This window comes from Anaerofilum hominis, assembly GCF_014287275.1.
GTDB lineage: Bacteria > Bacillota > Clostridia > Oscillospirales > Ruminococcaceae > Pygmaiobacter > Pygmaiobacter hominis.
The window spans coordinates 196,498-210,261 of the sequence record NZ_JACONZ010000003.1 but is presented as its reverse complement, the minus strand read 5'-3'; the positions used below and the strand labels follow the sequence as shown (position 1 = coordinate 210,261).

Sequence of the window (13,764 nt, the reverse complement as noted above, 5' to 3'; positions counted from 1 at the left end):
GTGACCACTTTATACCAGATCAACGGGGCTTCCTGGACCCCGCTGCCCGGCTTTGTGCCCACCGGGGACGCGGTGGCCCCGACCGCGCCGGATTGGCCGCGGCGGGAGTGGGCGTTCAGCATACAGGAGCCGGACGGCCAGACGCAGCTGACGGCCCGTGGTCTGCAGAATGGGTCCGAGTTCTATCTTCCCTTTTTGCCGGAACTTCTCGTCCGCGCCGCCGGCACCGGCGGGCCCCGGGCGTTGACCGGCAGCTATCTGCCGGACGAAAGCCGCTGGGACGTGGCCTGCAGGGACCCCGACGCGCCCGGCGCCGGCCTGCTCTTTGCGCGCACGACGGACGACATCCGCTGGTATTTCTCGCGCTGTGATTTTTCCGGGCTGCTGCGGGGCGGCGCGCTGACGCGCGTCGTCTCCTATGAGCCGTTCAGCGACCAGACCGCGTTTTTGAGCCTGATCGAGACGGCGGGGCCCGCAGACGCGCCCCGCAGGACCCTGCGCGTGTATCAGACGCGGAACGGAGGCGCGGACTGGCGGCCGCGCGGCCAAATCGAGCTCGGCGACGGCGACGCGCGGCAGCTGCGCTTTTTAAACGACCGGGTCGGCTTTGCCTCGGTCTCCATCGACGGGAAGCGGGAGCTGCTGCGCACCCGGGACGGCGGCCAGAGCTGGGAGCCGCTTCGGCTCGACCTCTCCGCCCTGCCCCGGCAGGACCTTGTCCCCTGCTGCATCTGGGTGGAGGGGGGCGACACGGTGGTCGGCTTTTCTGCCGGCAGCCCCGCTGCGCCCGACGCTTTTCCCGACGCGTACTGCCTGCGCAGCCGCGACGGCGGCGACAGCTGGGCCTGGCTGGACGCGGACGCGGTCCGGGCCGCCGACAACTGGAAAGCCCTGCCCCTCTCTCTGCCCTGGGTGCCGCTCTGAGCGCCTTTCCCCTGTTTGTCCTCAACAGCCCCCGGCAAGAGCCGGGGGGCTGTTGATCGGCGGATGAGGCCTTGAGATACCGGCATCCCGGCCCCTGCTCCGGCCGCCTGCTGCTCTGTTGACCAGCGGGCGAGGCCCTGAGATACCGGCGCGCGCGTCTCCCGCGCACCCATGCGTGCCCCCGCATTCGCGCGGCCTGCCGGCCGCGGGGGATCAGCCGCCGGCTGCCTGCAGACGGGCTTATTGAAAATTTTCCATTGTCCGCTGTTTACCGGCTTGTTCTTCTTCCTGCCGGTGTCTTATGCAGTTCTATCTTTTTTGCTTTTTCCCGCTGTATCTGCACAGCCTCCCCGGCACCGGAATTCTCGATCCCCTATGCGGTCAGCTGTTCAGGTCATCCGACAAGAGGCGGATCCCCCGTTTCTATTTTTGCGGCGGGAGTTTCCCTGTCTGCACGATCGCCATGCGGTCTCTTTTGGACCGCCCGCCATGAGCAAGCGGTTTTTTGTACAAGAAAACAGCGGGATGTGCCGCCGGCCGCACAGGGCCGGGACAGATCCCGCTGTCTTTTTTTGTGTGATGGCGCCGGCAGCTTATTTCCCGGCAGCACCCAGACGGGTGAGGGCGCGGTTCAGCCGCGCCTGGGCCACCGACTGCTCGTGGCGGTCGTGGGCGTGCTGCAGCAGTTCTTCCGCGCGCTCTTTGGCGCGCTGGGCGCGGGCGGCGTCGATGTCCTCGGCCCACTCAAACGTCGTGGCGGCCAGCCGCACGCTGGACTTTCCTCCGCTGTCCCGGGTCACCGCCAGCATCCCGCCTGCACAGGCGGCGCGGCGGGTCTCTCCGTCCACCGTCACCCGGGCGGTGCCGGTGCCCAGGGCGGTCAGATACTGCACATGGTTTGCCAAAATACAGACGTCGCCCTCAATGGTGCGCACGACCAGGCGCTCGGCCCCGCCGGAAAAGCTGACCCCGTCCGGCGTCACGATCTGCAGTGAAAACTGTTCCACACAGGCCCTCCTTCCCCCTGCGCGCCCCGTGGGGCGCGGCTCACTGCGGCTGCGCGGCCGCCTTTTCCATGACCTCGTCGATGGTGCCCGCAAACAGGAACGCCGACTCGGGCAGATCGTCATGCCTGCCCTCGATGATCTCCCTAAACCCGCGGATCGTCTCTTTCAGCGGCACATACTTGCCCTGCATGCCGGTAAACTGCTCGGCCACCGTGAACGGCTGGGACAAAAAGCGCTGGATGCGCCGCGCCCGGGCAACGGTGCGCTTGTCGTCCTCCGACAGCTCCTCCATGCCCATGATGGCGATGATGTCCTGCAGCTCCTTGTATCGCTGCAGGATGCGCTGCACCTCGCGGGCCACCTCGTAGTGCTCCTCGCCCACCACGTCGGGCGAGAGGATGCGGCTGGTGGACTCCAGCGGGTCCACCGCCGGATAGATGCCCAGAGAGGAGATGGCGCGCGAGAGCACCGTGGTCGCGTCCAGGTGGGCAAAGGTGGTGGCCGGGGCCGGGTCGGTCAGGTCGTCCGCCGGCACATAGACCGCCTGCACGCTGGTGATGGAACCGTGCTTGGTGGAGGTGATCCGCTCCTGCAGCGCGCCCATCTCGGTGGCCAGCGTGGGCTGGTAGCCCACGGCGCTGGGCATGCGGCCCAGCAGCGCCGACACCTCGCTGCCCGCCTGGGTGAAGCGGAAGATATTGTCGATGAACAGCAGCACGTCCTGATGCTCGCGGTCACGGAAATACTCGGCCATGGTCAGGCCGGACAGGCCCACCCGCATGCGGGCCCCCGGCGGCTCGTTCATCTGGCCATACACCAGGGCGGTCTTTTCCAGCACGCCGCTCTCTTTCATCTCGTTGTACAGGTCGTTGCCCTCGCGGGTGCGCTCGCCCACGCCGGTGAATACCGAAATGCCGCCGTGCTGCTTGGCAACGTTGTTGATGAGCTCCATGATCAGCACCGTCTTGCCCACCCCGGCGCCGCCGAACAGGCCGATCTTGCCGCCCTTGGCATACGGGCAGATCAGGTCCACGACCTTGATGCCCGTCTCCAGGATCTCGGTGGTGCTCTGCTGCTCGTCATAGGCGGGCGGGTCGCGGTGGATGGCCCAGCGCTCCTCCGCCTCGGGCGCGGGCAGGTCGTCCACCGGCTCCCCCAGCAGGTTGAAAATGCGCCCCAGCGTGGCATGGCCCACCGGCACCGTGATGGGGCCGCCGGTATCCCGCGCGGGCAGGCCGCGGGTAAGGCCGTCGGTAGAACTCATGGCGATGCAGCGGGCCACGTTGTCCCCGATCTGCTGCGCCACCTCCGCCACCAGGCGGCGGCCGTCCGCCTCCACCTCCACTGCGTTCAGCAGCGCCGGCAGCTGCCCCTCTTCAAATTTGATGTCCAGCACAGGCCCGGTGACCTGCACGATCCTGCCGATGTTCTCTCGCTTCATCCGCCGCCCTCTTTTCATCGATGCCTGTTTTACAAAACGTAGTTTTTACGAAATTTTATCCCATTTGTTCTTTATCGGACCCGCTCATTCCTCGGCGCCGGCCACGATCTCGGTGATCTCCTGGGTGATCGCGCCCTGCCGCGCGCGGTTATAGCGCAGGTTCAGGTCCTCGATCATCTCGGCCGCGTTCTTGCTGGCCGCATCCATCGCCATGCGCCGCGCCGCCACCTCGGACGCAAACGACTCGCAGAGCGCCCCCCACAGCATGCCCGCGAGGTAGCCGGGCACGATGGCGTCGTAAACCGCCTCGCTGCCGGGCTCATACAGCACCAGCTGGCGCGGCGCGGCCGAGCCCCGCCGGCGCATTTTGGGCGAGAGCGGAAGCATCCCCAGCGCCGCCGGAGACTGGCTGAGCATGGAGACGAAGTTGGTATAACACACCATCAGCTCGTCAAATTCCCCGGCAAGAAAGCCCTCGCACAGCAGCCGCGACATGGCGAAACAGTCGCTGACTGACACGTCCTCGGCCAAGCTGAAAGCCCCGGTGATCGCCTCCACCCCGTGCAGGCGGCAGAACTCCACCGCCTTTTTGCCCACCGGCAGCGCGCAGCAGGGCGCGCCCTGCATCTTCTCCGCCGCCAGCTTGAACAGGTTTGAGTTATAGCCCCCCGCCAGACCGCGATCGCCGGCGATGAGCACCACACAGCGCTTTTTCACCTCGCGCCGCTGCACATAGGCGCTGGAAAACTCCGTGTTGGCCTCTGCGATCTCGGCCAGGGTCTGATGCAGCAAAGTGAAATAGGGCCGGCTGCGCTCGACCCGCAGCTTTGCCTTGTTCAGCTTGGAGGAAGCCACCAGCTCCATGGCCTTGGTGATCTGCATCGTGCTCTCAACGCTTTTGATCCGCAGCTTGATGTCTTTCATCGACGCGCCGCCGCTCATGGGCCTCGCCCCCTTTCATCCGTCTTGTCTCGTCAGCTTTTGCCGCTGAAGCCGTCCCCCGGGGGACGTCAGTGCGGCAGCGCGGCAAACTGCGCCTGATAGGCTTCCAGCGCCTCTTTGAGCTGCGCCTCCGTCTCCTCGTCCAGCCTGCCGCTTTCGCGGATCGCGTCCAGCACCGCCGGGGCGCGGGTATCCAGATAATCGTACAGGCCCTCCTCAAAGGCGGGCACGTCCTCCACCTCTATCTCCCGCAGGTGATCGTGGACCACCGCATAGAAGATGCAGACCTGTTTTTCCACCGGCACGGGACGGCCCCTGCCCTGCCCCAGCACCTTTACGATGCGCTCGCCCTGGGCCAGACGGGTCTTGGTGTCCATGTCCAGGTCAGAGCCGAACTGAGCGAACGACTGCAGCTCGCGATACTGGCTGTAGACCAGCTTCAGGGTGCCGGCCACCTGCTTCATGGCCTTGATCTGGGCGTTGCCGCCCACGCGGGAGACCGAGATGCCCGGGTTCACGGCGGGCAGCACGCCCGCGTGGAACAGCTCAGTCTCAAGAAAGATCTGGCCGTCGGTGATCGAGATGACGTTGGTGGGGATATAGGCGGACACGTCGCCCGCCTGGGTCTCAATGATGGGCAGCGCCGTCAGGCTGCCGCCCCCTGCCTCCGGCGAGAGGCGGGCGGCCCGCTCCAGCAGGCGGCTGTGCAGGTAAAAGACGTCGCCGGGGTAGGCCTCCCGTCCCGGCGGCCGCCGGATGAGCAGCGAGAGGGCGCGGTAGGCCACCGCGTGTTTGGACAGATCGTCGTAGATGATCAGCGCGTCTTTGCCCTGGTCCATAAAATATTCAGCCATGGTGCAGCCGGAATAGGGCGCGATATACTGCATGGGCGCCAGCTCGCTGGCGGTGGCGGCCACGATGACGGTGTAATCCATCGCGCCGGCGGCGGCCAGCGTCTCGGCCAGCTGGGCCACGGTGCTGCGCTTTTGGCCGATGGCCACATAGACGCAGAGCACCCCTTTGCCTTTCTGGTTGAGGATGGTGTCGGTGGCGATGGCGGTCTTGCCGGTCTGCCGGTCGCCGATGATCAGCTCGCGCTGGCCGCGGCCGATGGGGATCATGCTGTCAATGGCCTTGATGCCGGTCTCCAGCGGCACGCTCACCGATTTGCGCTCGATGATGCCGGGGGCGGGCCGCTCGATCGGCCGCGTCTGGGCGGCGTCGATCGGCCCCTTGCCGTCGATGGGCGCGCCCAGCGCGTCCACCACCCGGCCCAGGAACCCCTCGCCCACCGGCACCGAGACCACCCGGCCGGTACGGCGCACCGCGTCCCCCTCGCGGATGCCCTCGTCGGAACCCAGCACCACGATGGAGACCGCGTCCTCCTCCAAATTGAGCGCCATGCCGTAGGCCCCGCTCTCGAACTCCACCAGCTCGTTGGCCATGCAGTTCTGCAGGCCGTAAGCGCGGGCGATGCCGTCGCCCACCAGCATGACGGCGCCGGTCTCGCTCTGTTCGACCCGGTTCTCATAATTTTTGATCTGGCTTTTGATCACCTTGGTGATGTCGCTTGCATTCAGCTGCATCTATATGGCCATCCTTTCCCCGCGGGCCGCGGGCTCTCCCTCCGGCGCGGCGCGCCCGTCTCTCTCAAAAAAGCGCATTTGCAGAAAGAGGCTGCCCCGCGCCCGGTTTTTCCGTTCAGTTTGCGCGCAGCAGCGATCTGCGCAGCGCGTCCAGCCGGCGGCGCACGGTGCCGTCCAGCTCCCTGCCCTCCAGCTCCAGCCGCACGCCGCCCAGCAGCGCGCTGTCCACGGCGCAGCTCAGGCGGATCTGTTTGCCGGTCGCCTGCGCCAGCGCCTCGGTCAGGCGCTTTTGCAGCGCCTCGCTCAGCGGCACGGCGGTGACGGCCCGCGCCTCCAAAATGCCGTGGGCCCCGTTGTAGCGCCTGCGGTACTGCGCCGCGGCGTCAAAAAAGCCCCGGGCCAGCCCGCGCTCCGTCATCAGCTTGAGGGTGTTCAGCAGGTACGGGTGTACCCGGCCGCCGAAAGCCTCGTCCACCAGGGCGCAGCGCTCTTCCCTGCGCAGGGTGGGCGCGTCCAGGACGCGCAGATATTCCGGGTTTTCCCGCAGCAGTCCCGCCGCGGCGTCCAGCTCTTCCAGGAGGCGCTCATCGCAGCCCTCGGCCCCCGCCAGCTCGAACAGGGCGTCCCCATAGTGCGCTGCGGGCCCGGTCACGACGCGTCACCCAGGCCGGAGATGAACTCTTCGATCAGCTTTTCGTGGCGGGCGGGGTCGATCTCCTTTTCCACCACCCGGCCGGCGATCTCCAGCGCGATGCCGGAGACCTCGTTCTTGATCTCGTTTTCCGCCCGGCGCTTTTCACGGCGCAGCTCCTCTTCGGTGCGGCGGCGCAGCGCCTCGGCGCTGTCCTTTGCGTCCCGCACGATCTCCTCGCCGCGGCGCTGGGCCGCGGCGCTGGCTGTCCTGACGATCTCGCCCGCCTTTTCCTCCGCGCCGGCCAGGCGCTGTTCATACTCTTCGCGCATGGCCTGCGCCTCGCTCTTTGCCTGCTCGGCGTCGCCGTAGATCCCGTCCACCTCGGCCTGACGCGCATCCAGCACGGCCGTCACCCGGTCGAAAAGGAAGTGCTTCACCCCCGCGGTCAGGATGAACAGGTTGCAGATGGTAAAGATCATGGTCCAGGGCGCCAGGCTCACCAGCGACTGAAAATTTTCCACGACGGTGTCCCCTCTCTGCGATCCGGTTTACAGCATGCCCGTGAAGAAGCCCGGCGCGAAGAAGATCAGCAACAGGCCGGTGACAAAGCCGTAAATGCCGGTGGTCTCGGCGATGGCGCAGCCCAGCAGCATGTTGGAGCGCACGTCGCCCTTTGCCTCGGGCTGGCGGCCGATGGCCTCGCAGGCCTTGCCGACGGCGTAGCCCTCGCCGATGCCGGGGCCGATGCCCGCGATCAGAGCAAGACCTGCGCCGATGGCGCAGCCGGCCAGAATGATTGCCTTTTCCATAATAAGTTCCTCCCGTGATCTAAAAATTATCGTGTCTGCGGTCCGGCGGGGCGGCGCCCCGTGGTCAGGACTCCTCCGCCGCGCTGGCGATATAAAGGGTGGTCAGCATACAGAAGATATACGCCTGCATGGCGCTGGAGAACAGATCGAAATACACCGACAGCACCGCCGGTACGCCCACCTGCAGGATGGGGATGAGGGAGAGCGTCTCCCCCACCGCCCCGGGCAGCAGCCCCAGCAGCGCGTGGGAGGCGGCGGCCAGCGCCCCGTAGACCAGCGCCGTGATGACGCTGCCCGCCACCACGTTGCCGAAATGACGGAACGCCATTGAAATGGGGGTGGCCAGCTCGCTGAGGATGTTGAACGGGGTGAGCACAAAGATGGGCTGGGTAAAGCCCTTGAGATAGCCGCCCACGCCCCCGGTCTTGATCTTGGTGTAGGTGATGAGCACAAAGACCATCAGAGCCCAGGCCATGGTGGTGGAGAGATCGCTGGTGGGCGGGTAAAGCCCAAACAGGCTGAGCAGGCTGGAGAGCAGCGACATGGAAAACAGCGCGGCGATGAACGGGGTGTAATAGAGGTAGCGTTTGCCCATATTCTCAGCGACAAAGCTCCGCGCTTTCTGCACCAGAAACTCGGCGATGATCTGCCGGCGGGAGCTTGCCCGCACCTTGAGGCCGCTGGTGAGGAAGATGCATGCCCCCAGGATGACCGCCATCACGATCCAGGCGTTGACGATGGTCTCGGTGATGGGGATGCCCCCCAGGATCGGGATGGTAAAATAGATCCTCGCGCCGGTGATATCAAGCTCCATCCGGCCCATCCCCCCTTTCCGGCCGCTCCGGCTCGTAGAGGCCCAGCAGCTGCATGGCAAAGATGGTCAGCCGCGGGAAAAGCAGCGGCAGAACAGTGGACAGCCAGTAGAACCAGGGGACCGAGAACCCCACCAGAAGCACCGCCAGCGTGAGCAGCATGCGCAGCGTATAGGACAGCTGCATCTTCATCTTGCTGCGGCTCTCATCGCCGGACCTGAGCGCGCCCTGGACGGTGAGGCCCAGCAAAAAAAAGTTGAGCACCGCAAAACAGGCGCCCAGCAGCGCCCCCAGCACCACCGGCAGCGTCAGGCGCCCCAGCAGCAGAAAGACCAGCAGCATCACCGCCGTCATCAGGCCGGTGCCCGCTGCGATATGCAGCGTCTCCTTTTTGACCGCCGGCTGTACTCTCATCCCCTGCGCCCCCTCTCCGGCTTTTGGACTGTTTTCAGTATGCCCGCGCCTTTGCGCCCTCAAGCCGGGCGACGCGGGCAAATTGCGAAAAAGAAAACTTTGGATTTGATGATATCACACAAAAAAGGAGCAGTCAAACAAAAAACTTTGTTCGTTATTTGACAAACGAAGTTTTTTGTCGCCTGCGCCCGCTCTGCCTCGTATTATACAAAAGAAAAAGCGCGGGATCGTCATTCCCAGTGCAGTTTCAGGCTGGTTTTTTCATTTTTCATCGCGGCAAAAAACGCCGCGGCTTTCAGGAGGTTTTTTGATGGGACTTTTGGGCAATTTGCTTTGGTTTTTGCTGGGCGGCTGGGCCGTGGGGCTGGGCTGGGTCATCGCAGGGGCGCTCTGGTGCCTGACCATCGTGGGCATCCCCATTGGGGTGCAGTGCTTCAAGTTCGCCGGGCTGGCGTTCTGGCCTTTCGGCAAAGAGGTCGCCTACGGCGGCGGCGCGGTCTCGCTGCTCGCCAACATCCTCTGGCTGATCTTCAGCGGCATCCCCATGGCGCTGGCCGACGCCGCTCTGGGCCTGGTGTTCTGCATCACCATCGTGGGGATCCCTTTCGGCCTGCAGTGCTTCAAGCTGGCCAAACTCGCGCTGATGCCCTTCGGCGCCAGCGTGCTGACCCAGGTGCGCGTCCTGACCTGAGGCCGGGCCCTGCGCGCGTCTTTTCAGCGCGGCCGCGCTCCCTCCCGCGTCCTGCCGCGCGGCGCCCGCCCCGCGGGGTCCCATTTTTCGCCGCGCTCCGCAGCGCCCCCCTCCTAAAATAGACCTGCGTGTGGTATAATGACCCCAAAGCGGTCGGGAGGCCGCTGCTGCGAGCGCCCCTCTCCCGCGCTGATACGCGGAGGATGGACGGCTTTCGAGGGGCGGGACGCCCGGTCTCTGCCCTGCGGCCGCTTTTAACGGTCGCTTATGCCGGTCCGCGCCCAGCGTCCCTGTCCTCACAAAGGCGGACCGGCCGCAGACTATTTTGAGAAAAGCGCGGCAGCTGCAGCGGCCCCAGCGGCGCATACGGCGGCCGGCGCAGGACCGGGCGGGGGAGGCGCAGAGAGATGCGATATTGCACTGGAGAAAGTTCCGTCTGCCGGCGCGCCGCGCCGCAGGCTGCGGCTGCCCCGTGCCGGGGGCTGGCCGTGCTGCTGCCCGGTTTCGGCTACGGGCCGGACAAGCCGCTGCTGCACTATGCCCGCAAGGCCGCGCTGGCCGCGGGCTTTGAGGTGCTGGCGGTGGAGTACGGCCCCCTGCCCCGGGACAGGGCCGACCTTGCCCGCGCGGTGCGGGACGCGTTCGGCCCGGCCCTGGCCGCGGCTGCGGCGCAGCTGGACAGCGCTTTGGCGGGGCGGGCGTTCCGCAGCGTGTTTTTTGTCAGCAAAAGCTTCGGCACCCTGGTGGCGGGCGAGCTGACGGCCCGGCGGCCCGCGCTCGAGGCAAAAAATTTTTATTTCACACCGCTGCCGGCCGCCCTGCCCTATCTTGCCCAGCCCGGCGGGCAGCGCCTTGCCGCCGCCGGCACAGCCGACCCCTTTGTGACCGCGTCCGACCGCGCGCGGATGCGGGCCGCGCTGGGCGACCGGCTGCTGCTGTTTGAGGGGGCCGACCACTCGCTGGAAGTGCCCGGCGACCCGCTGGCGGGCGTGGCCATCCTGGAACAGGTCACGGCGGCGCTCTGCAGGATGATGACCTAGATCCCGGCCGGCTGCCGCGCCCTGGGCAGCCCGGCCCAGAGGCCCCCCGCCGCGGCCGGAAACGCCCTGTACCGCGGCGCGGCCGCCGGGGGCCCGCGTTTTTCGCGCCGTCCCCCTGAACTCCCACTCGTAAAAAAGGAGCCTGCCTTGTATAAGATCTTTATCGTAGAGGACGACCCGGCGATCGCCTCGGTGCTGGCCGGACATCTGGCCCGCTGGGGATATGAGACGGCGGTGGTCCGTGATTTTGCCCGCGTCACCGAAGAGTTTGCCGCTGCTGCGCCCCAACTGGTGCTGATGGACATCACGCTGCCCTATTACGACGGCTATCACTGGTGCCGCGAACTGCGCCGCATCTCCAAGGTGCCGATCGTCTTTTTGTCCTCCGCCAGCGACAACCTGAACCAGATCATGGCCCTCAGCGAGGGGGCGGACGACTTTATCGCCAAGCCTTTCGACCCGGCCGTGGCGCTGGCCAAGATCGCGGCGCTGCTGCGCCGCGCTTATTCTTTCGGCGGCTCTCAGGCGCTGCTGGCCCACCGCGGCGCGGTGCTCAACCTGGGGGACGCCACCCTCACCTATGAGGGCCGCCGGCAGGAGCTGACCAAAAACGAGTTCCGCATTTTGCAGACCCTGCTGGAAAACAAGGGCCACACCGTGAGCCGCGACGCGCTGATGCAGCGGCTGTGGGAGAGCGACTGCTATGTGGACGACAACACCCTCACCGTCAATGTGACGCGCCTGCGCAAAAAACTGGACGAGGTGGGGCTGACCGACTTTATCACCACCAAAAAAGGGATGGGATACCTGATCTCTGACGGGGACGCCCAGGGGCAGTGAAAAGCAAAAGGGAGCGGCTCCGGACCGGCGCCGCCCTGCGGGGGCCCAGATCGTCCCCTGCGGCGTCTCCGCCGGCTTTTGGGGGCGTTCTCACAGGCAGGGCTGCGCTTTCACCATGCGGCGCAGCGCGCCGCGCCAAAACGACTTTTTCTTCACCGTCCCGCCAGAGGAGGCCGCTATGGATCCACTTTTCTCCTATCTGCGCTACCGCGCCCCCGTCCTGCTCTCGCTGGGCGTTTTCGGGGCGATGTTTGCGTTTGTCTATTTTCTCTATGATCTGCCCTGGGGGCCCGCGGGCTACGCGGCGCTGGTGGGGGGCACCGTGCTGCTTCTGCTGGCCCTGCGGGACTTTTCCGCCTACCGCCGGCGCTGCCGCGCGCTGGCGGACGAGCTGGCCTCCCTGGACGCCGGCGCGCCGGTGCTGCCCGCGCCCGCCCATGAACTGGAAGAGCGCTACGCCGCCCTGGTGCAGGCGCTGGCAGACCAGCGGGCGGCCCTTGCCTTTCAGGCGGACCGCCGGGCCGCCGAGATGCAGCGCTATTACACGCTTTGGGCCCACCAGATCAAAACCCCGCTGGCCGCCATGCGGCTGCTGATCCCATCCGCCGGGCCGGCCTGCTGCGGCCCGCTGGAGGAGCAGCTCTTTGCGGTGGAGCGGTATGTGGAATTGGTGCTGCAGTACCAGCGGCTGGAAAACATCTCGGGCGATCTGGACTTTGTGCGCTGCAGCCTGGACGATCTGGCCCGGCAGGCGGTGCGCCAGTACGCGCCCGCTTTCATCCGCAAGGGGCTTTCGGTACGGGTGGAGGGTCTGGAGCAGGAGGTCCTCACGGACGAAAAGTGGGCCGTGTTCGTGATCGGGCAGCTGCTGTCCAACGCCGTAAAATACACCCAAAAGGGCGGCGTGACCCTCACTCTTGCGCCCGGCAGCCAGGCGACTTTGATGATCCGGGACACCGGCGTGGGCATCCGCCCCGAGGACCTGCCCCGTCTGGGTGAACGGGGGTTCACCGGCGAAAACGGCCGGCGGGACAAACTGGCCAGCGGTCTGGGGCTGTTTCTCTGCCGCGAGGTGCTGGCCAAGCTGGGACACGGCTTTGCCATCGAGAGCCGCCCCGGCGAGGGCACAACGGTCCGGGTGGATTTTGCCCGCACAGTGCTGGAGATCGAGTGACCTGACCGCGCCGGCGGCGCGCTCCCCGCAGCGGTCCGGCGAAAAACAAAAACCGGCCGCACCGGCAGACTGGCGCCGGCGATGGAAACAGCACCGGCTCCCAGCCCCGCGCATGACCTCCCGCTCAGCGGCCGATGGCGCAAGCTGCCAAGGGCGGACTTTGAAAGCGGCCTCTCCCTCTGCCGTCTGCGCGCATGACCTGCCGTCTGCGCATATCCTCTCGCCCGGCGGCCAACACTGCAAGTTTGCCGGAAGTCGGCCTGGAAAGAGGTCTCTCCCGCTGCCGCCTGCACGCATGACTTCCCGCCTGGCGACCAATGCTGCAGTTTGCCAAGGGCAGTCTTTGAAAGCGCGCTCTCCCCTGCCCACTGCACGCATGACCTGCCGCCTGCGCGCGCTTTGTGCGCGCCTTTTGCCAAAACGGCCCGTGGGAAATGGGTTATTATCGCGCGGGCGGGGCGGCGGCGCTGCATCCTGCAAGACCGATCGCCTTTTCGACGCGCTCCCTTACAAAACTGTAAGCGGCAGGGGCGGAACTGTAAGCCGGAACGATGGCTTCAGGGCCGCTCTTTTTTTATAATGGGTGTCACAGGGCGCGGCCGCCGCACCCGGATTTTTCACAAGGAGGCAGTTTTCATGCCGCTTTTGGACGTACGCAATCTCAAAAAGATCTATGCCACCCGCTTTGGCGGCGTACAGGTGCAGGCCCTCGCCGACGTCAGCTTTTCGGTGGAGCAGGGCGAATACGTGGCCATCATGGGCGAGTCGGGCGCGGGCAAGACCACGCTGCTGAACATCCTGGCCGCGCTGGACAAGCCCACCAGCGGCGAGGTGCTGCTGCGGGGCAAAAACATCGTGCGCATCCCCGACAAGCAGCTCTCGGCGTTCCGGCGCGAACACCTGGGCTTCGTGTTTCAGGACTTCAACCTGCTGGACACCTTTTCGGTGAAGGACAATATCCTGCTGCCGCTGGTGCTCTCCCGCAAGGCGGTGCCGGAGATGGAGCAGCGCCTTGACCCCATCGCGGCGAAGCTGGGCATCACCGACATCCTGCCCAAGTTCCCGTACGAGATCTCGGGCGGGCAAAAGCAGCGGGCCGCCGTGGCCCGCGCCCTCATCACCCAGCCGGAGCTGGTGCTGGCCGACGAGCCCACCGGCGCGCTGGACTCCAAGGCCAGCGGGCAGCTGCTGCGCCTGCTGGACGAGATCAACGCCGCCGGCCAGACCATCCTGCTGGTCACCCACAGCACGCGGGCCGCCAGCCACGCCGGCCGGGTGCTGTTCATCAAGGACGGCGAGGTCTTTCACCAGCTCTACCGCGGCAGCGCCTCCAACGAGGCGATGTTCCAGCGCATCTCGGACACGCTCACCGCGCTTGCGACAGGAGGGGATTTTTCTTGAAAACAGGATCCGTTCTTTCTCTCCCTCCGCGCCCCGCCCCCGCCGGGAA

15 protein-coding genes are annotated in these 13,764 nt (G+C 66.2%); 6 read left to right on the top strand and 9 right to left on the bottom strand.

The window, feature by feature from the left end; all coding sequences use genetic code 11:
• Positions 1-924, top strand: a complete 924-nt coding sequence (locus tag H8S23_RS09495; RefSeq protein WP_186888105.1) for a WD40/YVTN/BNR-like repeat-containing protein — start codon at positions 1-3, stop codon at positions 922-924.
• Positions 925-1,517: 593 nt separating this feature from the next.
• Here the strand turns inward: H8S23_RS09495 and atpC are convergent.
• From atpC to H8S23_RS09450, 9 genes are all read right to left on the bottom strand, one after another.
• Positions 1,518-1,931: an ATP synthase F1 subunit epsilon gene (gene atpC, locus H8S23_RS09490; RefSeq protein WP_186888104.1), complete on the bottom strand. Its 414-nt coding sequence runs from the start codon at positions 1,929-1,931 to the stop codon at positions 1,518-1,520.
• A gap of 40 nt (positions 1,932-1,971) precedes the next feature.
• Positions 1,972-3,372 carry a F0F1 ATP synthase subunit beta gene (atpD, locus tag H8S23_RS09485; protein ID WP_186888103.1) on the bottom strand — a complete coding sequence of 467 codons (1,401 nt, stop codon included), beginning with the start codon at positions 3,370-3,372 and terminating at the stop codon, positions 1,972-1,974.
• 84 nt (positions 3,373-3,456) lie between these two features.
• Entirely contained in the window at positions 3,457-4,314 is an 858-nt protein-coding gene (gene atpG / locus H8S23_RS09480) for an ATP synthase F1 subunit gamma (protein ID WP_186888102.1), read from the bottom strand.
• 68 nt (positions 4,315-4,382) lie between these two features.
• Positions 4,383-5,900, bottom strand: a complete 1,518-nt coding sequence (atpA, locus tag H8S23_RS09475) for a F0F1 ATP synthase subunit alpha (protein ID WP_186888101.1) — start codon at positions 5,898-5,900, stop codon at positions 4,383-4,385.
• A gap of 115 nt (positions 5,901-6,015) precedes the next feature.
• The gene (gene atpH / locus H8S23_RS09470) at positions 6,016-6,552 is read right to left on the bottom strand and encodes an ATP synthase F1 subunit delta (protein ID WP_186888100.1); all 537 of its coding nucleotides are present in this window, start codon (positions 6,550-6,552) and stop codon (positions 6,016-6,018) included.
• Positions 6,549-7,055, bottom strand: a complete 507-nt coding sequence (gene atpF / locus H8S23_RS09465; protein WP_186888099.1) for a F0F1 ATP synthase subunit B — start codon at positions 7,053-7,055, stop codon at positions 6,549-6,551. Before atpF ends, atpH begins: the two co-directional genes overlap by 4 nt.
• A gap of 27 nt (positions 7,056-7,082) precedes the next feature.
• Positions 7,083-7,343: an ATP synthase F0 subunit C gene (gene atpE, locus H8S23_RS09460; protein ID WP_186888098.1), complete on the bottom strand. Its 261-nt coding sequence runs from the start codon at positions 7,341-7,343 to the stop codon at positions 7,083-7,085.
• Positions 7,344-7,407: 64 nt separating this feature from the next.
• Positions 7,408-8,157, bottom strand: a complete 750-nt coding sequence (locus H8S23_RS09455) for a F0F1 ATP synthase subunit A (RefSeq protein ID WP_186888097.1) — start codon at positions 8,155-8,157, stop codon at positions 7,408-7,410.
• Positions 8,147-8,569, bottom strand: a complete 423-nt coding sequence (locus H8S23_RS09450; protein ID WP_186888096.1) for an ATP synthase subunit I — start codon at positions 8,567-8,569, stop codon at positions 8,147-8,149. Before H8S23_RS09450 ends, H8S23_RS09455 begins: the two co-directional genes overlap by 11 nt.
• Positions 8,570-8,879: 310 nt before the next feature.
• Between H8S23_RS09450 and H8S23_RS09445 the strand changes: the two genes are divergently transcribed.
• From H8S23_RS09445 to H8S23_RS09425, 5 genes are all read left to right on the top strand, one after another.
• Positions 8,880-9,260, top strand: coding sequence for a YccF domain-containing protein (locus H8S23_RS09445; protein WP_186888095.1), 381 nt, complete (start codon positions 8,880-8,882; stop codon positions 9,258-9,260).
• 407 nt (positions 9,261-9,667) lie between these two features.
• A complete protein-coding gene (locus H8S23_RS09440; RefSeq protein WP_186888094.1) occupies positions 9,668-10,300 on the top strand; it encodes a hypothetical protein in 633 nt (210 codons plus the stop codon).
• A gap of 147 nt (positions 10,301-10,447) precedes the next feature.
• Entirely contained in the window at positions 10,448-11,140 is a 693-nt protein-coding gene (locus H8S23_RS09435; protein ID WP_186888093.1) for a response regulator transcription factor, read from the top strand.
• Between the two features lie 178 nt (positions 11,141-11,318).
• A complete protein-coding gene (locus tag H8S23_RS09430) occupies positions 11,319-12,314 on the top strand; it encodes a sensor histidine kinase (protein WP_186888092.1) in 996 nt (331 codons plus the stop codon).
• Between the two features lie 636 nt (positions 12,315-12,950).
• Positions 12,951-13,715 carry an ABC transporter ATP-binding protein gene (locus tag H8S23_RS09425; protein WP_186888091.1) on the top strand — a complete coding sequence of 255 codons (765 nt, stop codon included), beginning with the start codon at positions 12,951-12,953 and terminating at the stop codon, positions 13,713-13,715.
• Positions 13,716-13,764 lie beyond the last annotated feature (49 nt).

What these genes read in the sequence shown, in the direction of transcription:
- atpD (WP_186888103.1), bottom strand. Translation starts at nt 3,372, where the DNA reads ATGAAGCGAGAGAACATCGGCAGGATCGTGCAGGTCACCGGGCCTGTG.
- atpG (WP_186888102.1), bottom strand. Translation starts at nt 4,314, where the DNA reads ATGAGCGGCGGCGCGTCGATGAAAGACATCAAGCTGCGGATCAAAAGC.
- atpA (WP_186888101.1), bottom strand. Translation starts at nt 5,900, where the DNA reads ATGCAGCTGAATGCAAGCGACATCACCAAGGTGATCAAAAGCCAGATC.
- atpE (WP_186888098.1), bottom strand. Translation starts at nt 7,343, where the DNA reads ATGGAAAAGGCAATCATTCTGGCCGGCTGCGCCATCGGCGCAGGTCTT.
- H8S23_RS09455 (WP_186888097.1), bottom strand. Translation starts at nt 8,157, where the DNA reads ATGGAGCTTGATATCACCGGCGCGAGGATCTATTTTACCATCCCGATC.
- H8S23_RS09450 (WP_186888096.1), bottom strand. Translation starts at nt 8,569, where the DNA reads ATGAGAGTACAGCCGGCGGTCAAAAAGGAGACGCTGCATATCGCAGCG.
- H8S23_RS09445 (WP_186888095.1), top strand. Translation starts at nt 8,880, where the DNA reads ATGGGACTTTTGGGCAATTTGCTTTGGTTTTTGCTGGGCGGCTGGGCC.
- H8S23_RS09440 (WP_186888094.1), top strand. Translation starts at nt 9,668, where the DNA reads ATGCGATATTGCACTGGAGAAAGTTCCGTCTGCCGGCGCGCCGCGCCG.
- H8S23_RS09430 (WP_186888092.1), top strand. Translation starts at nt 11,319, where the DNA reads ATGGATCCACTTTTCTCCTATCTGCGCTACCGCGCCCCCGTCCTGCTC.
- H8S23_RS09425 (WP_186888091.1), top strand. Translation starts at nt 12,951, where the DNA reads ATGCCGCTTTTGGACGTACGCAATCTCAAAAAGATCTATGCCACCCGC.